Consider the following 19,308-nt stretch of genomic DNA (forward strand, 5'->3'; position numbering starts at 1 on the left):
ACTACCAATAAGTAGCCGAACCCGCGTAATGCTTGCGGGAAACCTCCCTCTCCCTCGTGACGCGACCAGCGTTCACAGAGAAAGGGAGGACCCCTCATGACAGGGGCGAAAACGGCGGTCGAGTGGCTGGCGTCCGTGGCTCCGGATCCCGAGGCCTGCCGGTGGGAGTGGGAGCGCAATCCCCTGGGGATCGCGCTGCTGCCCGCCGGCAAGGCCTGGGACGTACTGATCCTGCCGGGCGAACTCGGTTACCCCACCCTCGACGTCCTCACCCGCGTCATCGACCAACTCGGCCCGGTACTCGTCGACTTCGGCGACTCCCGGATGGGGTTCTTCGTGCCGCCGGGCACCGCGGCCCGCTGGCTGGGCACGGGGGTGCGTACGGCGGGAAACGGCACGTGGATCGTCGTGCCGTACCCCAACCGCGCGACCGGAGGCGTCCGTTGGCTGATCCCGCCGGACGGCTCGGGCACCCTCACCGACCCGGCACTCCTCGAACTGGCCATGCACGAGGCGGCGGCGGGTCTGGCGACGGACGAGGACAGGTGAGGCTCGCGCGGTTCTCGTAGTCACCGCATGACCACGCTCTCGTCGGCCGTCCGTGCGGTCGACGCGAACCGTGGCCATGTGGCGCACAGGTGTGCGCTGTTGGGGTGCCGTAGGTGTGTCGTGCAGCCAACAGCTGGGTACAGCCGGGTAACTGACGGAGACAGGAGTGGCCGTGGCGCTCGGAGACAGAGTGAGGCGTGTCCGGGCCCGAGGGCGCGCGGTCGCGGCCGCCCTCGCCGTGGCCGCCGTGACGGCGGTCGTCCTGTGGGTCTCCGACCTGGCCCCGGGCTGGCTCGCCCCGGTCCTGAGCGCGGTCGTCACCGCCGTCCTGGTCGAGGAAACGGTCCGCCTGCAGCGTCGCCGAATACCCCGCGGCGACCCGTTGGACATCCACGTCCGTGTCTCGGACGCCAGCTACGTCCATGTGCCCGCGGGAGCCGGTGAGCCGCCCCGCGTGGTACCGGCGAGCGGGCACACCGTGAAGCTGTACGTCACGGCGACCGAACGTACCGTGGTACTGGCGGGACTTCGGGTCGTCGTCATCGAACGGAGGCCTCCGCGCGGGGAGTTGTCGCCGCACGCCGGGATCCTGCCGGTGCGCGCGTACACCGTGCTGCTCGATGAGGACCCGCCCCGCCTCGATCCGCGCGGCGAGGACACGCCGGCCACGTTCTCGTACACGGTCGGCCCGGACGACCCGGAGACGTTCGAACTGCGCGCGGAGACCGAACGCTGGCAGGTGGCCTGGGAGTTGGAGCTGGACTGGGTGTGCGGCCGGCGCACCGGAACGGTCAGGGTGGATCTCGCGGGCCACCCGTTCCGCACGGCGGCCCGACCGCCGCGCGGCCTGAGCTGGGAGGACCTGGCGTGAAGTGGTGGCGTGGACGCGAGAAGAAACGGCCGAACGAGGTACCGGGACCTCCGGGGGAGTCCCCGCGCCCCGAGAACTTCGAGATACGGGTCGGTGGGCTGAGCCATGTCTTCGCCGTGCTCGACCCCAGCACCACCGTCGGCCCGGAGCCCCTGCACATCCCCCTGACCGGCTACAACGTGTACGTGGACCTGGTGGCGAGCGGCGACCCGGACCTCGTACTGCACGCTCTGCGCGCCGAGGTGACCGGCCGTCGCCCGATGAAGCCCAGCGGAGTGAGCATCGCGCCCCAGCCCGGGCAGCAGGGCATCTCCTTCGCCGAGGACCTGTCGGAGGCGCGTCGGCGCGCCCTGGAGAACTACCAGCCCATGCAGGTGCCGGACGTGGAGGTGTTCCTCGACGAGATCCCGCCGCTGGTGCGTCCCGCGCTCGACGCGAAGGGCATACCCGTGGTGCCGGACTTCGGGCTGCCGCTGCGGATCGCCGCCGGCTCGGCCTGGCGGATCGTGCTCGCCCCGCACACGGCGGACCGTCGGCGCGTCGACTGGCGGCTGCTCGCCGATGTCACCTGTGGCGACCAACGGGCCACGATGAGCTGGGACCTCATGGTGACCGCCGAGACCACCATGCGGACCTTCCACCCGGGCGGCACCGAGCCCGACTTCACCCCGGTGCATGTGCTGGCGCCGCACTGGAGGGTGGCCTGGCCGCCGACGGGATCACGGTGAGGATGACGGCCTGCGGACGACGAATAGCCGCAGCAGGATCAGCAGTGCCGAGCACAGGCACCAGCTCGCCACCACGTCCAGCGGCCAGTGGAAACCCCGGACGACCAGTCCGACGGCGACGGCCGCGTTGAGGACGAGGCAGCTGATCAGAGTGAGTCGGCGGGCGTACGTACGGCGCAGCCACGGCAGCAGGAGCAGGGTGGCGGAGCCGTAGGCGACGACGGCCGTCGCGGTGTGACCGGAGGGGTAGAAGCCGGTGCCGGGTCCCATGACCGGCGGCCCGGACCGGGCGACCAGTTCCTTCAGCGGTACGACGATCGCCGGTACGACCGCCATCAGCAGGCCCGCGCCGACCGGTTCCCGCCACCAGCGTTCCGTACCCGCCCGACGCGCGCGCAGTCCGACGTACACCAGGACGACGAGAAGGACCGGAACGGCGACCGCGATGCCGCCGAGATCGGCGAGGAGTGCCCAGCCGCGAGTGGGGTGGACCAGTGAGTCGCTGAGGCGTTCGTCCGCGCGGGCGAGGGGGCCGTGGACGGCGACCTGCCAGGTGATCAGCGCGAAGAGGAGGACCGCGAAGGTCAGGAGGGAGAGGAGAAACCGAGAGTTCGACCGGCCCGGAACAGGGGGGAGAGTACCGGGCCGGTCGATCAGATCGGATCGTCGCACGCCCCGGGGGGTTTGGGGCGGGCGACTGTCCGATCGGTGAGGAGACCCGGAGCCGGAAGCTCCGGTTGTGTGCGCGAGGGCACGACCGGATCGAAGCTGGGGAGGCCCCGACCAGGTGCCACCCACAGTTTCCTGCGGGCGGGGTGTATCTCTCATCTGGATAGAACCTACGGCAGGGAAGGGGCCTGAAACAGGCGGATCGGCGACCCGCCATCCACCCCGCACACCTTCTTCACACGCTCTGACGGCGTCCGCACCGGCTCCGCACGGGCCCGGAAACAAGCGGAATCCGGGCCGGTCGGCCGGTACGAACGGGTCGTGCGGAGGGGCGGCGGGAGCCGGGAACGGGTCAGACGCTGGTGAAGGCCTGCTCGATGATGTCGAGGCCCTCGTTGAGGAGGTCCTCGCCGATCACCAGCGGAGGCAGGAAGCGGAGGACGTTGCCGTAGGTACCACAGGTAAGGACCACCAGACCTTCCTGATGGCAGGCCTTCGCGAGCGCGGCGGTCGCCTCCGGGTGGGGCTCCTTGGTGGTGCGGTCCTTGACCAGCTCGATGGCGATCATGGCGCCGCGCCCACGAATGTCACCGATGACCTCGAACTTGTCCGCCATGGCGGAAAGCCGGGCCTTCATGACGGACTCGATGTGCTTGGCGCGGGCGTTGAGGTCGAGTTCCTTCATGGTCTCGATCGAGCCCAGCGCACCCGCACAGGCGACCGGGTTCCCGCCGTACGTTCCACCGAGCCCGCCCGCGTGCGCGGCGTCCATGATCTCGGCGCGCCCGGTGACGGCGGCGAGCGGCAGCCCGCCCGCGATGCCCTTCGCGGTGGTGATCAGATCGGGCACGATGCCCTCGTCCTCGCACGCGAACCACTGTCCCGTACGGCAGAACCCGGACTGGATCTCATCGGCGACGAAGACGATGCCGTTGTCGGCGGCGAACTGCCGAACGGCCGGCAGGAACCCCTTCGCGGGCTCGATGAACCCGCCCTCGCCGAGCACCGGCTCGATGATGATCGCGGCGACGTTGTCCGCCCCGACCTGCTTGCTGATCTGGTCGATGGCCTGCGCGGCGGCCTCGGGCCCGGCGTTCTCGGGTCCGGTCGGCCACCGGTAGCCGTACGCGACGGGCACGCGGTACACCTCGGGCGCGAACGGCCCGAAGCCGTGCTTGTACGGCATGTTCTTGGCGGTGAGGGCCATCGTGAGGTTCGTACGCCCGTGGTACCCGTGGTCGAACACGACCACTGCCTGCCGCTTGGTGTACGCCCGCGCGATCTTCACGGCGTTCTCGACGGCCTCGGCACCGCTGTTGAAGAGGGCGCTCTTCTTGGCGTGATCCCCCGGCGTCAGCTCGGCGAGCGCCTCGGCGACCTCGACGTACCCCTCGTACGGCGTGACCATGAAACAGGTGTGCGTGAAGGCGGCGAGCTGGGCGGAGGCCCGCCGCACGACGGCCTCGGCGCTCGCGCCGACCGACGTGACGGCGATACCGGACCCGAAGTCGATCAGCCGGTTCCCGTCGACGTCCTCGATGATCCCGCCACCGGCACGCGCGGTGAAGACGGGCAGCACGGACCCGACCCCACCGGCGACGGCGGCCAGCCGCCGGGCCTGGAGCTCCTGGGACTTGGGGCCGGGGATGGCGGTGAGTACGCGGCGCTCCTGGGGGAGGGCGGGAAGGGCGGTCATGAGGGCTCCCTGGTGATCTTGCGAACCGGAGTTTCCTGGCTGGGCTTCCGGGTGGGGTTCGCGGGCGGAGTATTTCGGACGCTTCGCTGCTTTCTCCGCAGGCTAGGGGTGGGAGAGGGGGGTGGGCATGCTCCATGTGGGCGTTGTCAGGGGATTCGGTTGTCCGCAGTGGACATAGCGCCGGCGCGGAGTGGGCGGGCGCCGCCGGGCTCGGAGATCAGACAGCGCCGGTCCGGGTGGCCGGCCATCCACAGCTGAGTGGCCCGCGGGTCGAGGCGGACCCGCGGGGCCAGTGCCAGGGTGAGGCCGCCGACGGTGATCCGCTGATTCGTGCCATGGCGGCGGATCTCGCAGTCGACCAGGCGCCACGAGTGCTCGGTGAGCGTCGCCGCCATACGGCGGACGGCCACGATCAGGCCGATGTGGAAGGGGAGGAGCGTCAGTTCGAGGACCAGGGGCAGGGCGAACAGGCCGATCCTGTCGTGACCCTCGTCCGCCACCACCTCCGCGATCTGGAGACACATCAGGGTCGGCCAGATGAGGAAGAGAGCCACGACGAGGGCGTGCATCCTGCGGCGTATCGCGCGGCGCGTTGGCGGGTGGGACAGCGCGCTCACTCCGGGCGTGGGGACGGCGGCGGCAGGCCGGGGGGCGTCCTTCGTCGGGACCAGGAGGTTGCGCTGGTACTGCTCGCGCAGGTGGCGCGGGGCCTTCTCCGTGCGGCGGGAGGCCGCGATGACGAGTCGCTCGCCCGGGACACCGCACCACCACAGGACGGCGATCTGCTCCCGGCGCTCCGGCGGAGCCTCCGCGCGCATACGCCGCCTCCACCAGCTCGGCGTGCTGGAGAGGACCAACGGCAGTCGCTGCTCCGGCGCGGCGGGGTCGGGTACCTCGAACCATGCGTTACGCACGTCCTGTGCCTTCGGATGGTCCGAGACACCGTGCGGTGGATTCACGGTGGTGTGCCAGGGATGGGCGCGCAGGACGCGGCGGACCCGCCAGGCGTTCGGGAGTTCGGCGAGCAGTTCCATGGGGATGCGTATCGCCGTGAAGAGGAAGAAGGCCACGGTCACCCAGACCAATTGCCCCAGCACCGCGTCCGAGGCGTTGGTGAACAGGGTCCAGTACCCGGCGCAGGCGGCGACGATCAGCAGACTGCGTCCCGTCTGGCGCCGCCACGCACGCCGGGTCGCGGGGTCGTCCCACGCCACAGCCCCCTCGCCGTACGCCGAGTCGTTCTGGTCGGTCACTTGAGAAGCCCCCGTTTTTGTCTTCCGCGGCCTGCGAGAAGGGACGACGATATCCGGAACGGGCAGGTCCGCTCCGCGAGGTCGGCCCTGTAAGCGGTGAACTCCCCTTGTGGGGGCGTTAGATTGACGCCTGATGGCTGATGATGGACGGAACGGCTGGTCAGGGGGCAAGGCGATGGACAGCGACGGGACGCAGGACGCGCGGGGTACGCATGCGAATCCTGTGCCGCGTCCGGCGGGGCCGCCGGGCGTGCCCTCCGTGCCGCCTCGGCCGGTGCGGGCGCCGGGGGTGGCTGCTCGGGCGTCCGTCGTCGAGTGGCTCAATGCGCCTCGGCCCGCGGCCAGGCCGGGGATCTGGCGCTACGGGTACCGGCTGCCCAAGGGGGCGCAGGCGGCGGAACGTCTCTCCCCGGTCACCGTCGTCGGGATACTCGTGCCGCTCGTGGTCGGGTTGTTCCTGTGGTCGGTCTGGCGGCGGGGCGCGATGCCCTACCAGTCGGTGCTGCTGAAGCTGTTCACGCCTGAGGACTGGTGGTGGGGTGGCACCGTCTCGCCCAAGGGGTGGGAGGGCAGTGCTGCCGTCCTTGTCTACAACGGTGTTTTCTTTCTGGTGCTGCTCTATGCCATGGGGCGGCTCGGTAGTTGGCCCGACATCGCCCGGCATTTCGTCGCGCGCCGGCCGCAGCCCGCTCGGGCCCTGCTCGCGCTGCTCGGCGCTCTCGTCACGCTCAGTTTTGTGTTTCCCCACGCCTTCCCGGGCGTCGGCTGGGACGCCCTGCCGATCGTCGACGCCGTCTTCGCCCTCGTCGCCCTGATCGCCGGTGGGTTCGATGTGTTCGGGTCGACCGTGTTCAAGGGCGGGCTGTACGCCGTCATCACTCTGCTTGTCGTCTGGCCGTTCGCCCGGATCGGGGGCTGGTGGGGGTACGTCAAGGACCGCCTCGCCGCTCGTAAGGCCGCTGCCGGGCCCACCGGGCCCCTGCCCGCCGACCGGCCCCGTGAACAGTGGCCCGACCTGCGCGAGGCCGGTGAGTACGAGGCCGCCGAGCTGCTCACCGCCGAGGTGGCCGGCGGTCGTATGAACGACGTCGACTGCGCCCGGGTCGAGCACGCTTGGGCGGTCGCCAGGCGTGACGGGGCGCTCGCGGGCTTCCGGGACGCCGTGTTGCGGCAGGGCGCGGCTGCCTGGAGTCATCCCTCCGGAGCGCGGGACCTGGCCCGGCGTACCGCGCAGCACGATCTGTCCGTGGGGCAGGTGCGCATCGGGCGATGGGTGGCGGCCGAGCGGGCGCCGCTCGTCTATCACGGTGCCGGTGCCGCGCTCGGGCCCGAGGTGCTCGGCACGTCCTTGCTTGCCGTTGGGCCGTCGGGGGCGGGCAAGACGCGGCAGCTCATCGAACCGGTGACCGAGGCGCTGGCCCTGCGGGCGCTCACCGGGCAGTGCGCCTTCGTTGCCGTCTCCGCGCCCGGGACGCCCCTTGCCGCCGACTCCGCGTTCGATGTCGTCGTACGGATAGGGGATCGTGACTCCGTCCACGACCTCGATCCGTACGCCGACTCCGACGACCCCGACGAGGCCGCCGCCTTCCTCGCCGAGGCCCTGGTCGGTGACCTCGACACCGTCGGCACCGAGAGTGCGGCCACCGCGCTCGCCCAGGTGCTCGGCCCGTACAGGGCGGCGCACGGCCGTTTCCCCGCCCTGCCTGTGCTGCGGGAGCTGCTGGAGAGCGACCCCGCCGCGCTGACCGCCCTGCGGGACGCCCTCGCGGGGGACGAGTTCACCGTCATGCGGCGCGAACTCGACGTACGCATCCGGCAGTCGGCGAGCCCGGCGGACGTCGGCCGGATCGTCGCGGATCGGCTCTCGCTGCTCAACCGGCCCGTCTTCGACGGGTTCTTCGGTGGGGGCGGTGCCGCTCGGGCCTTCTCGCTTCGCTCCCTCACCCAGCATCCGCTGCGCGTCCGCGTCGATCTGCCGGAGCACGGTCACGAGGAGGCCGCGCGGCTGATCACGCGGCTCGTCCTCGCGCAGTTCAGTGCCGTCGTACGGGACGGGCGGCGCCCGCACTTCGCCTGTCTGGTCCTCGACGACGCGAGCGGGACGGTCACCGCCGGTTCGGTACGGCGTATCCAGCGGATGCGCTCCCAGAACGCGGGCGTCGTGCTCGCCCTGCGGACCATCGGCGACGTCCCGGAGGCGCTGCACGGGCCGCTGTACGGCGCCGTCGGCTGCCGGATGGCGTTCTCCGGCGTGACGACCTGGGACGGCGGCCGGTTCGCGCAGGCCTGGGGCACCGCCTGGGTGGAGACACGGGACGTGGCCAAGCACACGGTCTTCGCGGACCAGCCGATGACGCGCGCGATCCACGCCCTGCGCAAGCTCGTCACCGGCAAGGCCGTCACGACCGACGCCGTGACCGTACGTACGGTCGAACGGGAGCGCTGGTCGGCGTCCGAACTGGCGCACGAGGTGCCGCCGGGGCACGCGGTGCTGTCCCTCACGACCGTCGAGGGCGAGCACGCGCCGCCGCTGCTGGTGGATCTGCGGGGCTGAGTCATACGTATGGGGTCGTCATGGAGTCGTCCGTATGGGGCACGCGGTACGTACGGTAAGGCAGAATCGGCACAGGCCGTTCATACGTGGCGGCCAAAATTTCACGGAGTCCACACAGATCTGAAGGCCCCATGCCCCCGACGCTCGCCTCGCTCCTCCATCACTCCGCGCTCAGGCTGACCGTGCGGGCGGGCGGGGACCGCCTGGACGTACCCGTGCGCTGGGTGCACGCCAGCGAACTGGCCGACCCCGTCCCCTACATGGAGGGCGGGGAGCTGCTCCTGATCACCGCGCTCAAGCTGGACGCCGAGGACCCCGAGGCCATGCGGCGCTATGTGAAGCGGCTGGCCGGGGCGGGGGTCGTCGGACTCGGCTTCGCTGTCGGGGTCAACTACGCGGAGATCCCCAAGGCACTGGTGGAAGCGGCGGAGCACGAGGGGCTGCCGCTCCTCGAAGTCCCGCGCCGTACACCCTTCCTCGCCATCAGCAAGGCGGTGTCGGCCGCCATCGCCGCCGACCAGTACCGGGCGGTGACAGCCGGTTTCGCGGCGCAGCGGGAACTGACCCGGCAGGCGCTGAGCGACGGCCCGGAGGGCCTGCTCGCCGCGCTCGCCTCCCAGGTCGACGGCTGGGCCGCGCTGTACGACGCCTCGGGCGCCGTCGTCGCCACCGCGCCCGAGTGGGCCGGGCGGCGGGCGGCACGGCTCACGGCGGATGTGGAGCGGCTGCGGGAGCGGCCGGCGCCGGCCAGCTCGGTGGTGGGCGCGGGGGCGAGTGAGGGAGGCGGGGGTGAGGACCAGGACCGGGTCGAGCTGCACTCCCTCGGCACCGGGCGGCGGCCGCGCGCCGCGCTGGCGGTAGGGACCGCTGCGGCGCTGGGTACGGCGGAGAGGTACGCCCTGCACTCGGCCATTGCGCTGCTGACGCTGACGACCGAGAGGTCCCGGTCCCTCCAGGCCGCCGAGCAGCGCATCGGGGCCGCTGTGCTGCGGATGCTGCTGGCCGGCGAACCCGATCACGCGCGTGCCGTCGCCGGGGGGCTGTACGGCGAGCTGCTCGACGCGCCGTTCCGGATCGTCGTCGCGGAGTCGGCTTCTCCGCCGGTGGGGCAGGGGGTGCCGGTGGGGGCGGCGAGCAGGCCTACGGCCGGTGCTCTTGTCGCCGCCGACACGAACGGGGATCCGCTGGGCGGGCTCGCCGAGTGCCTGGAGTCCGCCGCCGCGCGGGCGGGGGAGGCGGTGCTGGTGGTGCCTGAGGGGGAGCGGTTGGTCGTGCTCGCGGTGGACGGGGGTGCGGCGGAGGCGGCCTGTGGGGAGTTCGCTGCGGCGGTGGAGGGGGCTCGGGCGGAGGTTCGGGAGAGGGGTCGGGGGCTGGGGGATGCATCGGCCTCTTCCTCCGGTCGCTCCGATTCTTCCGGCTCTTCCGGCTCTTCCGGTGACGAGGACGAGCTTGTGGTGGGGATGTCGGGGCCGGCGGGGCCCATCGCGGCGGCTGCCGCGTACAAGCAGGCCGAGCAGGCCTTGTCGGTGGCCCGACGGCGGGGGCGGGTGCTGGTCGGGCATGAGCAGCTGGCCGCCGGGTCCGTGGTGCCGTTGCTCGCGGACGATGCGGTGCGGGCGTTCGCGGACGGGTTGTTGCGTCCGCTGTACGAGCATGACGCGACGGGTCGGGGGGATCTGGTGGCGTCGTTGCGGGCGTGGCTGTCCCGGCACGGACAGTGGGATGCGGCTGCGGCGGATCTTGGGGTGCATCGGCATACGTTGCGGTACCGGATGCGGCGGGTGGAGGAGATTCTGGGGCGGTCGCTGGATGATCCGGATGTGCGGATGGAACTGTGGCTGGCGCTGAAGACGACGGCGGCGGTGGGGGAGTAGGGGGTTTGTTTTCGCCTCCGCAACAATCGGGACGTGGTTTCCGCCGAGAACAACTCGCGGGCCGCGTTGAGATTCATTCCGAATGCGCCGCTGTCAAGTCTTTCGATACTCGACACGAGATCGAACAGTGCAGGCTGAGATGCCAGCGGGCCATCCGCAGTGGTCGAGGCGTAGTTGGTGAGCGGCGACGCCGCATCCGAATCTCCACCGCGATCCACGTAGGCGGCCATCACCTGGAAAAGCGGACTGATCCCGACCTGCCGCGGCGGGTTCACCGCCTCGACGACGCGCTCGAACGGAACGAGCTTGTGGTCAGCAGCTTCGAGCATGCGATCGCGGCAACGGAGCAGCGTCTGTGCGAACCCGGTTGCAGCGTCGATATCGGCGCGCACCACGACGGTGTTCACGAAGTACCCGATGAGGTCCTGCAACTCGGGCTGGTCGCGCAAACTGGCCGGGGTGCCGATAGGTACCGTATCGCCGGCACCTTCATCCCAGAGCGCCAACGAAAATGCCGCAATCAACGCCTGCAGCGGTGTTGCCTTGTGCTCGACCAGGAATTCGTCGACCGTGGCTGTCTCATCGCTGGTGAGGGACGTGGTGGCAGGTCGTATGGTTCGTTCTTCGGATCCGTCGCGTGGTTGGTCGAGGGGTAGGACGGTTTCCGTCGGGAGATCTGTCAGCGTGTCCTGCCAGTACCGCAGGTCCGATTGATAGCGGGAGTCCGGATCTCTCCGGCTGCCCAGCACATGTCGTTGCCAGACCGCGAAGTCGGCATATTGGATCGACAAGGGCGCGATCTCGGTGGAATTGCCGGAAGCCGCTTCGAGATAGAACTTGTTCAGCTCTTGAACAAGGATCCCAAAGGAATCCGCATCGGTAACTATGTGATGCCCGTAAGCTACCAGCACATCGCCATCAGAATGGCGCAACAAATGAAACTTCAGCCCGAACTCGGAGGTGAAGTCAAGTGGCAGTGCGGCAACCTGAGCGATCTTGTCGCTGAGCAGCTCAGGACCGACGTGTTCGACCTCCAGGACCTTGGTGTCGTCGTCGGGTTCCGCGCAGATGACCTGACGGAGCGATGAGGTCTCCTCGTCCGGCACGAGGATCGTACGCAAGATCTCGTGACGAGCGACTACCCGGCGTACCGCCGTCGCCAAAGCATCCAGATCGAGCCGGACGCCTGCTTGCAGCACGATTTCAGTCCGATAGATCGGACGCCCTGCGATCTGCTCTGTGAACCAGAGTGCTTGTTGTCCGTATGAGACTGGTAGTGGGGTTGGGCGGGGTAGTTCGCCGATTCGTGTGCTGGATGTCTCGGTGGTAGCGGTGGCGGTGGTGGTGTCGGCGATTCGGGCGAGTTCGCTGATGCGGGGGTGGTCGAAGACATCGCGCAAGGTGAGTGCGACGCCGAGCAGGGCGTTGGCGCGTGCGATGACTCGTGCGGCGAGCAGCGAGTGCCCGCCCAGGCGGAAGAAGTCGCTGCCCACAGCGAGATCGGCGTTGTTGTCGAGGTGCAGTACGTCGCAGAAGATGTCGGCGAGGGCGATCTCGGTGGCGGTTTGCGGTGACCGGCCATCGGCGGCGCCTGCGGTCAGGTCTGGTTGCGGCAACGCGGCGCGATCGAGCTTCCCGTTGGCGGTGACCGGGAATCGGTCCAGGCGCGTGAACGTCGTGGGGACCATGTAGTCCGGCAGCGACCGTGCCAGGTGCTCGCGGAGCGCGTCGAACGGCACCGCGTCCGTGGTCGTGATGTACGCAGCGAGGTATTTTCCGCCGGCGGGGTGGTCCAAGGCGGTGATGGCGGCACCCGACACTGCTGGGTGCTGTTCGAGAACGGCGCGGATTTCACCGGGTTCGATCCGGTATCCGCGTATCTTGACCTGGTCATCGCTGCGGCCGAGATATTCCAGCTGTCCCTGGGAGTTCCATCGCACGACATCGCCGGTGCGGTACAACCGCGCGCCGTTGTCGCTGAACGGATCAGCCACGAATCGGTCAGCGGTCAGGCCCGGGCGTGCGACGTATCCGTCGGCGAGTTGCACTCCACCCAGGTAGAGCTCACCTGCCACACCGACCGGCACCGGACGCAGCCACGCGTCAAGAACGCGTGCTGTCGTGTTCGCGACCGGTGCACCGATCGGGGTGTTCTCGGCGTGGGTGATGGTGGCCGTTGTGCCGTCGCCGGTGACTTCGGTCGAGCCGTAGAAGTTGTGCAGTACTGCTTGTGGCGCGGTCGTTCGCATGGCGGTCGCGGTACCTGGGGTGAGTGCTTCACCGGAGGAGATCCAGGACCGGATCGTGGTCAGCGCTGTGGGTGCGTCGTCGTGGCGGACGAGGACGTCGGCCAGACTGGGCACGGTCAGCAGATGTGTGACGCGGTGTCGGGCGATCGTGTCGAGCAGGCCGGCTGGATCCTGCGCGGTTTCTGCGGGCACGACCACGATCCGTGCACCGGCGATCATCGGCCCGAACAACTCGGTCACAGCGTCGACAAAGCCCACGCCGCTCTTCGACAGCGCCACATCATCTGGCTTGCAGTCCAGGACCTGGTGACCCCATGCGAGGCGGTTGGCGAGTGCGCGGTGAGTGAGGGCCACGCCCTTCGGGTTGCCCGTCGTTCCCGATGTGAAGATCACGACAGCTGCGTCGAGGCCGTTCAGCGGCCGGGCTGGAACGGGGGCGGCTTCCTGACCGGCGGCCAGCCGTCCCTGTACTTCATGGTCGTCGATCCGCATTGCTGGTGCGCGATGTTCACCCAGTACGTGTTGATGTATTTCTGTGGTGAGTTGATCGGTGATGACCAGCGCAGGTGCGGCGTTGTCGAGGATGTGCTTGATGCGTTCTGCGGGGTATCCCGGATCGATCGGCACGTAGGCCGCTCCCGCGCGCATCACTCCGGTAAGCGCCACGACCAGGTCCACCGAGCGCGCCATGGCGATCGCGACGCGGTCCCCGACCCGCACACCCTCATCGATCAGGAGGTGAGCGAGAGCGTTGACCCGTGCATCGAACTGACTGTAAGTGAGTTCGCTGCCGTCGTCGGCGACGACCGCGACCGCGTCCGGATCGGCCGCGACCCGGCGCCGCACCAGTGCGTCCACCGTCGCGGGCGCAACATCGAGCGTCTCGCCTCGTACCCACATCGAGTCCGGACCATCAGCATCGGGTGTGAATCCGGCACTCAGTTCGTGCAGGGTCTGGGCCGGGGACCCGTCGAGGACGGCGTTGAGGAAACGGCTGAATTGTTCGGCGTGCAAGAGCGGATCGCCCGTGGCGGATCCTGCGGACAGCTCCAGCCGGATTCCGGTGTGGGGGTTGCGGTAGATCGCCAGGTCGAGTGATCCGACCGGGCCGGTGCTGATCGTTTCGGAGACCGCGTCGATATCACCCAGGCGCGGCGTCGACTCGAAGAGCCTGATGTTGATCGTCGGGAGCGTGAGGTATGAGGCTTGGCCGCTTGGCCATAGACGGGCGATCTGGTGATCTTCGACAGTCGTGTGACGCCGTGAATTCTTCAGTTGGTTTGCGACGATCTCGAGGACATTTTCGAAGGTGTCATACGGGCTGATCTCGGTGACGACCGGGATTGCCCTTGAGATCGCGCTCGGTGTTTTCAGCGATTCGCGGTCGTCTCGCAACATCAGAGGAACCCGGACCGCCACACAGTCACGACCATCGACCAGAGCGGTGTAGACGCCCCACAGCGCGATCAGAGAATCGGTCCAGGAGACCCGAGCCGCGCGAGCGAACTGCTGAACCTTCGAGTAGGTGTCGTCGGGTATCGGGACGACAACTGGTTGACTCGAAGATACGAAGACCCCGGACAAGTCCTCCACGATCTCGTGGCCGACGTGCTCGATTCCGAGGATGCCACTCCAATACGCGGCACCTTCTTCGATCCTGGAATCGCCGGAGTTCTTGGCGTCTATGACGTTCTTTATGCTGCCGAACCAGCGGTCCGGGACCGAATCACCGGCCTGCTGTGCGGAGTAGACCTCGGCGACGCGGCGGATGAACAGAGAAATGCTGTAGCCGTCGACGAGCAGGATGTTGGTGACCAGGATCCATGCCCAGGTGCCGTTCTCGCGACGGATCAGGGTCGAGCAGGTCGTTGGCTCTCCGGAAGTGGCCGGCGGTCCGGTGAGTTGTTCGCGAGCCAGTACCCGGATCTGGTCGTCGCCATGGCCCGCGTCGACGATCTCTGTCGTGAGTGTCGTGGCGGTGTCGATGTATTGGAAAGGGACCCCGTCGTCGTCCCCGAAACGTACCCGCAACGCGTCGGTCTCCGCGAAGACAACCCTGACCGAGGATGCGAACAGGGCCGGATCGACCGGGCCATTCAGCCAAATCAACTGACCCGCACAAAACACCGAGGACTCAGGGGCAAGTCTCCGAGCCACCCAGTTGCCGCGCTGACTCGCAGTCAACTCCACACGGTCAAAAGCCGTCAACGGAAGCACACCCACTTCTCTTGAGACCAGATCGAGCCGACCGAGGCAACGATCACTAGAACCTCAATGAAGGGTAGGCTAACCTTGCCCCGTGCCACCACCCATACCGCCACCCGACCGAGGAGAAGCCTCCATCAGGTACGACAACCGCCCTGCGACGACGGCCTGTTGGTGTTCGATCCCGGACAGGTTGTTCCAGGAAGACGAACTCTCCGGAGCCCGGCAGCAGCGAGTGTGGGTGGCTGCGGCGCTCCCTCAGCACACCGACATCCTGTCGCTGGGCACGGACCGGGGGCGGCCATGAGGAACGCCTCGCACTCCGACCCGTCGGGGCTGGGGCGGGGACCCTTGACCCGTCGGCTGCCTGTGCTTTGGCAGGCGCCCACCGATCCGCCCGAGTTCCAGCCGTTCGAGGCCGGCTCGGGGACCACGGCCGGTCGATTCCTGTTGCGCGTGATCCTCTCGGTGCGGCGGGTCTCCGTTCCCGCGGCGCTGGCCGCGATCGTGTGGCAGGTGGGCGAGGCCGCGGTCCCAGTGGTGATGGGCCTTGCGATCGACCGGGCGTTGGCAACCGGGAACGCGGGGCAGTTGGTGCTGTGGCTCGGCGTATTGGTGGCCTTGTACATCGTGTTGACGGTGGCGGCGAAGTTCGCTGTCCAACTGACCGCGTATGCGATACAGCTGCTCCAGCACCGCCTCCGGAGCACCCTCTCGACCGGCGTGCTGCATCCGGTCGGCGGCGGCGCCCACGCGCCGGACGGCAGTGTCGTCTCGGTGATGACCAACGACGTCGCCCGCCTGGCCAACGGGGTCCAGCTCGTGATCATGCCGATCGCGAGGATCATGACCATCGGATTCATCGCCGTGTCGCTGTTGGGGACGCACTGGCTGCTCGGGCTCGCGGTGCTGGTGGGGGCGCCGGTGGCGGTGTGGTTGATGGGCGTGCTCAGCGAGCGGCTGTCCCGGGACACCCGTGAGTACCAGGGACTGCTGGCCACCACAGTCGGACTGGCCACGGATGTCGTGGCCGGCTATCGGGTGGTCAAGGGGATGCGCGCCGAGACCGAGGCGACCAGAAGGTACCGGCAGGCAAGCCAGGAGACGCTCGTCGGTGCCAAGCGCAACGCGGGACTGCTGGGGAGATTCCTGATGGGCTCCGGTGTGGTCACCGGCACGTTCGTCGCAGCGGTGATGGGGCTGGCGGGCTGGTTCGCCGTGGACGGGCAGCTGAGCGTCGGCGAGCTGATCGCCGCCGTCGGCCTCGCCCAGGCGCTGCTGCCGCAGATCCAGTCAATCGCGAACGATTCCATACCCAACCTCGCCGGATCCCGCGCCTCGTCCGCGCGCATCCTCGATGTGCTGAAGACCGACGTGACGGCGGCGCCCGAGGCTGACGACGCGGCACGGCCGGTGGTTCAGCAGGTGCCGGTGCTGGAGGTGTCCACGCCCGGCGCGACGATCCGGGTGGAGCCCGGCGAACTCGTGGGAGTGCGCACCGATGACCTGACTGCTGCCCGCGTCGCGGAGGCGTTGCTGGATCCCCGCGAGCCTGGCGGCGAGGTCGCGGTGCAGCTGGACGGGATCGCCGCGCGGGAGTTGACCGCGCAGGAGTACCGCTCCCGAGTCACGTTCACTCCGCACCGGGTCATGCTGTTCAGCGGAACGATCCGCGACAACCTCACCGCCACCGCGGCCTCACCCGAGCTGATGACAGCTGCGGTGCGAGCTGCGGCATGCGGTGACTTCGCCGCCGATCTCGACCTCCCGGTCGGCGAGGACGGCAACCGCTTCTCCGGCGGCCAGCTCCAGCGACTCGCGCTTGCCCGCGCCCTGGCGAGCGCCGCGCCGGTGCTCGTGCTGCACGACCCGACCACGGCGGTCGACTCGGTCACCGAGCACACGATCGCGAAGCGGCTGCGCGACGTCCGCGCGGGCCGCTCGACCCTGCTGATCACCTCGTCCCCCGCGTTGCTGGGCAGCTGCGACCGCGTCGTCGACCTGCTCGAGGACGCACCGATACGCGCAAGGACATCGCTATGAGCGGGGCATCCGCGACAACCGGGCACGCGCTGCCGGTCGCGGGCAGCAGGGAGACAGCCAGGGAGGTGTGGCGGCTCAGCCGCGGGCACCGGCTCCGGCTCTCCACTGTCGGAGTGCTGGGGATAGTCAGCACCGGCGTCAACTTGATCCCGCCCGTGATCATCGGGTTCCTCGTCGACCGGGTACAGGCTGGTACCGCTGACCTCGGCACCGTACTGACGGTCACGGCCGTCATGGTGCTCTCGGCGGTTCTCGGCGCGGTCGGCACCGCGGTGACGATCGTGCTCGCCACCCGCGTCTACCACACCATCCTCGCCGCGCTGCGCGAACAGCTCGTGGGCCGTGCCATGACACTCCCGCAGCACCTCGTCGAACGCGCCGGGACCGGGGACCTGATCTCCCGGACCAGCGACGACGTCACCGCCGTAGCCGATGCCGCACCCGCCGTGATCCCCGCGCTCACCGTCAGCGGGTTCACCATCGTCGTGTCGCTGGGCGGGCTCGCTGCACTGGAATGGCCGTACGCCGCCGCGTTCGCCGTCGTACTGCCCGTCTACGTACTCGTCATGCGCTGGTATCTCCGCGTCGGCCCGCAGGTGTATGGCGCCGAACGCGCGGCGATGAGCGCGCGGGCACAGCAGATCCTCGAGTCCCAGCGCGGCTACGCCACCGTGCTCGGGCTCGGGCTCGCCGAGCAGCGGCACCACACCGTGATGGACGCGTCCTGGGGCGTCGCGGTGCACACACTCCGTGCGCGCACCGTGATGGCCATGCTCAGCCTCCGCCTGAACTTCGGCGAATGTCTGAGCCTGGCCACCGTCCTCGTCGTCGGCTTCGTCCTGATCGACGCGGACGCATCCACCGTCGGCGCCGCCACCGCCGCGATGCTGATCGTCCTGCGCCTGCTCGGACCGATCAACGAGCTGCTGTACGTCGTCGACGACCTCCAGTCGGCCCTCGCATCGCTCAGCCGCATCATCGGGGTCGCCACCATCCCGGAGGAGGCGGGCGAGCAGACAGCGACGGCGGACACGGGCATCGCCGTGCGGCTTCACGAGGTCGCATTCAGCTACGGCGACGGCCCCCGCGTGTTCGACAACCTCACCCTCGACGTCCCCACCGGTCAGCGCATCGCCGTGGTCGGCGCCTCCGGGGCCGGCAAGACGACGCTTGCCGCCGTCATCGCCGGCATCCATCTGCCTGACGCCGGGACGGTGGCCCAGCCCGGCCGAACCACGTTGATCACCCAAGAGACGCACGTGTTCGCCGGCACCCTGCGGGACAATCTCACGCTCGGCGCCCCCAGGGCCACCGACCACGACATCCACGCAGCGCTGGACGCCACCGGGGCAGCCGGTCTGCTCGACCTGCTGCCGGACGATCTCAACACGATGATCGGCACCGGCGGGCATCCGCTCACCGACGCACAGGCTCAACAGCTCGCCCTCGCCCGGCTACTGCTCGCCGACCCGGAACTGGCGATCCTCGACGAGGCGACCGCCGAGGCCGGCTCCACCCATGCGGGGTTGCTGGACCGTGCCGCCGAGGCGGCTTTGCGTGGCCGCACCGGGTTGGTGATCGCCCATCGCCTCTCCCAAGCCGCGACCTGCGACCGGATAGTCGTCATGGAGCACGGCCGGATCATCGAGACCGGAACACACGACGAGCTGGTCGCCGCTGGTGGCGTGTACGGCGGGCTGTGGAGCGCGTGGGAGGCCGGACGGAGCATGAACAACAAGCCAGGAAGGACTGACTCATGACGGGAAATGTTGTCGGCACGCCGGACAACACAGCGGTACGGACCGCATTGTGGCGTGCCTTGCACACACAGGTGGACGAGCCGCCGCACGTCCTTGAGGACGTGCTGGGTGCCCGGCTGGCGCAGGACGACGACGGATGGCGCGAGCGCGGAGACATGGTCCCCGGCGACTCGCGAGGAAAGCGCGCCACGGTCGTCGGGCGGGCGCGGTTGACCGAGGACCTGGTGGCGCAGGCCACGAGCCGCGGCGTGGATCAGTACGTGATCCTCGGCGCGGGCTTGGACACCTACGCTCAGCGTCATCCCGATGCGGGCTCGGCCATGACCGTCTTCGAGATCGACCAGCCGGAGACGCAAGGGTGGAAGCGGAGCCGGTTGATCGAACTCGGATATGGCATCCCGGATTGGTTGCGCCTGGTTCCGGTCGATTTCGAAGCGAACGACGACTGGTGGGATCGGCTGCAGGCGGCGGGATTCGATACCTCGCGTCCTGCGGTGGTGTCCTGGCTGGGGGTCACCATGTATCTGACCGAAGAGGCCACGACGGCGACCCTCAAGCGGGTGGCGAGTCTGCCGTCCGGCTCCTCACTGATCCTCACGTTCTTCCGTCATCTCGAAGATCTCGCGCCCGAGGACGTACAGATTCGGCGAGCCTCCAGGGAGGGTGCTCGGCGGGCCGGTACGCCGTTCATCGGCTTCTACACTCCCGACCAGATCATCGAGCTGGCGCGACAAGCAGGTTTCGCCGACGCGGAATACGTCTCGGCAGCCGACCTGGCCGATCGCTACTTCGCGGGCCGGACCGACGGCCTGCGACCGTACAGCGGCGAGGAAGTGCTGATCGCCACCGTGTGACAC

The 19,308-nt window shown here is 69.1% G+C and carries 11 protein-coding genes and 1 pseudogene; 8 read left to right on the plus strand and 4 right to left on the minus strand.

The annotated features are described in order from the left end of the window. The first annotated feature begins 96 nt into the window (after positions 1-96). The 3 genes from ACWCRB_RS01895 (at position 97) to ACWCRB_RS01905 (ending at position 2,148) form a co-directional block, all read left to right on the plus strand. Entirely contained in the window at positions 97-549 is a 453-nt protein-coding gene (locus ACWCRB_RS01895) for a hypothetical protein (protein WP_450994122.1), read from the plus strand. A gap of 190 nt (positions 550-739) precedes the next feature. Then, a complete protein-coding gene (locus ACWCRB_RS01900) occupies positions 740-1,420 on the plus strand; it encodes a hypothetical protein (protein WP_450994123.1) in 681 nt (226 codons plus the stop codon). Beyond that, positions 1,417-2,148: a hypothetical protein gene (locus ACWCRB_RS01905; RefSeq protein ID WP_450994124.1), complete on the plus strand. Its 732-nt coding sequence runs from the start codon at positions 1,417-1,419 to the stop codon at positions 2,146-2,148. Before ACWCRB_RS01900 ends, ACWCRB_RS01905 begins: the two co-directional genes overlap by 4 nt. On the opposite strand, the gene ACWCRB_RS01910 is transcribed toward ACWCRB_RS01905, so the two are convergent. From ACWCRB_RS01910 to ACWCRB_RS01920, 3 genes are all read right to left on the minus strand, one after another. Further along, a complete protein-coding gene (locus ACWCRB_RS01910; RefSeq protein ID WP_450994125.1) occupies positions 2,140-2,820 on the minus strand; it encodes a phosphatase PAP2 family protein in 681 nt (226 codons plus the stop codon). The genes ACWCRB_RS01905 and ACWCRB_RS01910 overlap by 9 nt on opposite strands. 349 nt (positions 2,821-3,169) lie before the next feature. Continuing rightward, a complete protein-coding gene (gene gabT, locus ACWCRB_RS01915) occupies positions 3,170-4,513 on the minus strand; it encodes a 4-aminobutyrate--2-oxoglutarate transaminase (protein WP_450994126.1) in 1,344 nt (447 codons plus the stop codon). A gap of 146 nt (positions 4,514-4,659) precedes the next feature. Further along, positions 4,660-5,766, minus strand: a complete 1,107-nt coding sequence (locus ACWCRB_RS01920; RefSeq protein WP_450994127.1) for a hypothetical protein — start codon at positions 5,764-5,766, stop codon at positions 4,660-4,662. 175 nt (positions 5,767-5,941) lie between these two features. Between ACWCRB_RS01920 and ACWCRB_RS01925 the strand changes: the two genes are divergently transcribed. Then, complete coding sequence (locus tag ACWCRB_RS01925) at positions 5,942-8,320, plus strand: ATP/GTP-binding protein (protein ID WP_450994201.1); 2,379 nt, start codon at positions 5,942-5,944, stop codon at positions 8,318-8,320. Between the two features lie 131 nt (positions 8,321-8,451). Next, entirely contained in the window at positions 8,452-10,194 is a 1,743-nt protein-coding gene (locus tag ACWCRB_RS01930; protein ID WP_450994128.1) for a PucR family transcriptional regulator, read from the plus strand. A 17-nt stretch (positions 10,195-10,211) separates the two neighbouring features. Here ACWCRB_RS01930 and ACWCRB_RS01935 read toward each other — a convergent pair. Beyond that, positions 10,212-14,666: pseudogene (locus ACWCRB_RS01935) on the minus strand (amino acid adenylation domain-containing protein); the annotation flags it as partial. A gap of 285 nt (positions 14,667-14,951) precedes the next feature. Between ACWCRB_RS01935 and ACWCRB_RS01940 the strand changes: the two are divergent. From ACWCRB_RS01940 to ACWCRB_RS01950, 3 genes are read left to right on the plus strand one after another with little or no spacing between them, the layout of a single operon-like run. Further along, entirely contained in the window at positions 14,952-16,691 is a 1,740-nt protein-coding gene (locus ACWCRB_RS01940) for an ABC transporter transmembrane domain-containing protein (RefSeq protein WP_450994129.1), read from the plus strand. Next, the gene (locus tag ACWCRB_RS01945; RefSeq protein WP_450994130.1) at positions 16,688-18,451 is read left to right on the plus strand and encodes an ABC transporter ATP-binding protein; all 1,764 of its coding nucleotides are present in this window, start codon (positions 16,688-16,690) and stop codon (positions 18,449-18,451) included. The genes ACWCRB_RS01940 and ACWCRB_RS01945 overlap by 4 nt, the downstream gene beginning before the upstream one ends. Further along, on the plus strand, positions 18,448-19,305 hold the full coding sequence (locus ACWCRB_RS01950) for a class I SAM-dependent methyltransferase (protein WP_450994131.1): 858 nt from the start codon (positions 18,448-18,450) through the stop codon (positions 19,303-19,305). The genes ACWCRB_RS01945 and ACWCRB_RS01950 overlap by 4 nt, the downstream gene beginning before the upstream one ends. The last annotated feature ends 3 nt before the right edge of the window (positions 19,306-19,308 follow it).

It is taken from the genome of Streptomyces sp. NPDC002156 (assembly GCF_053593675.1).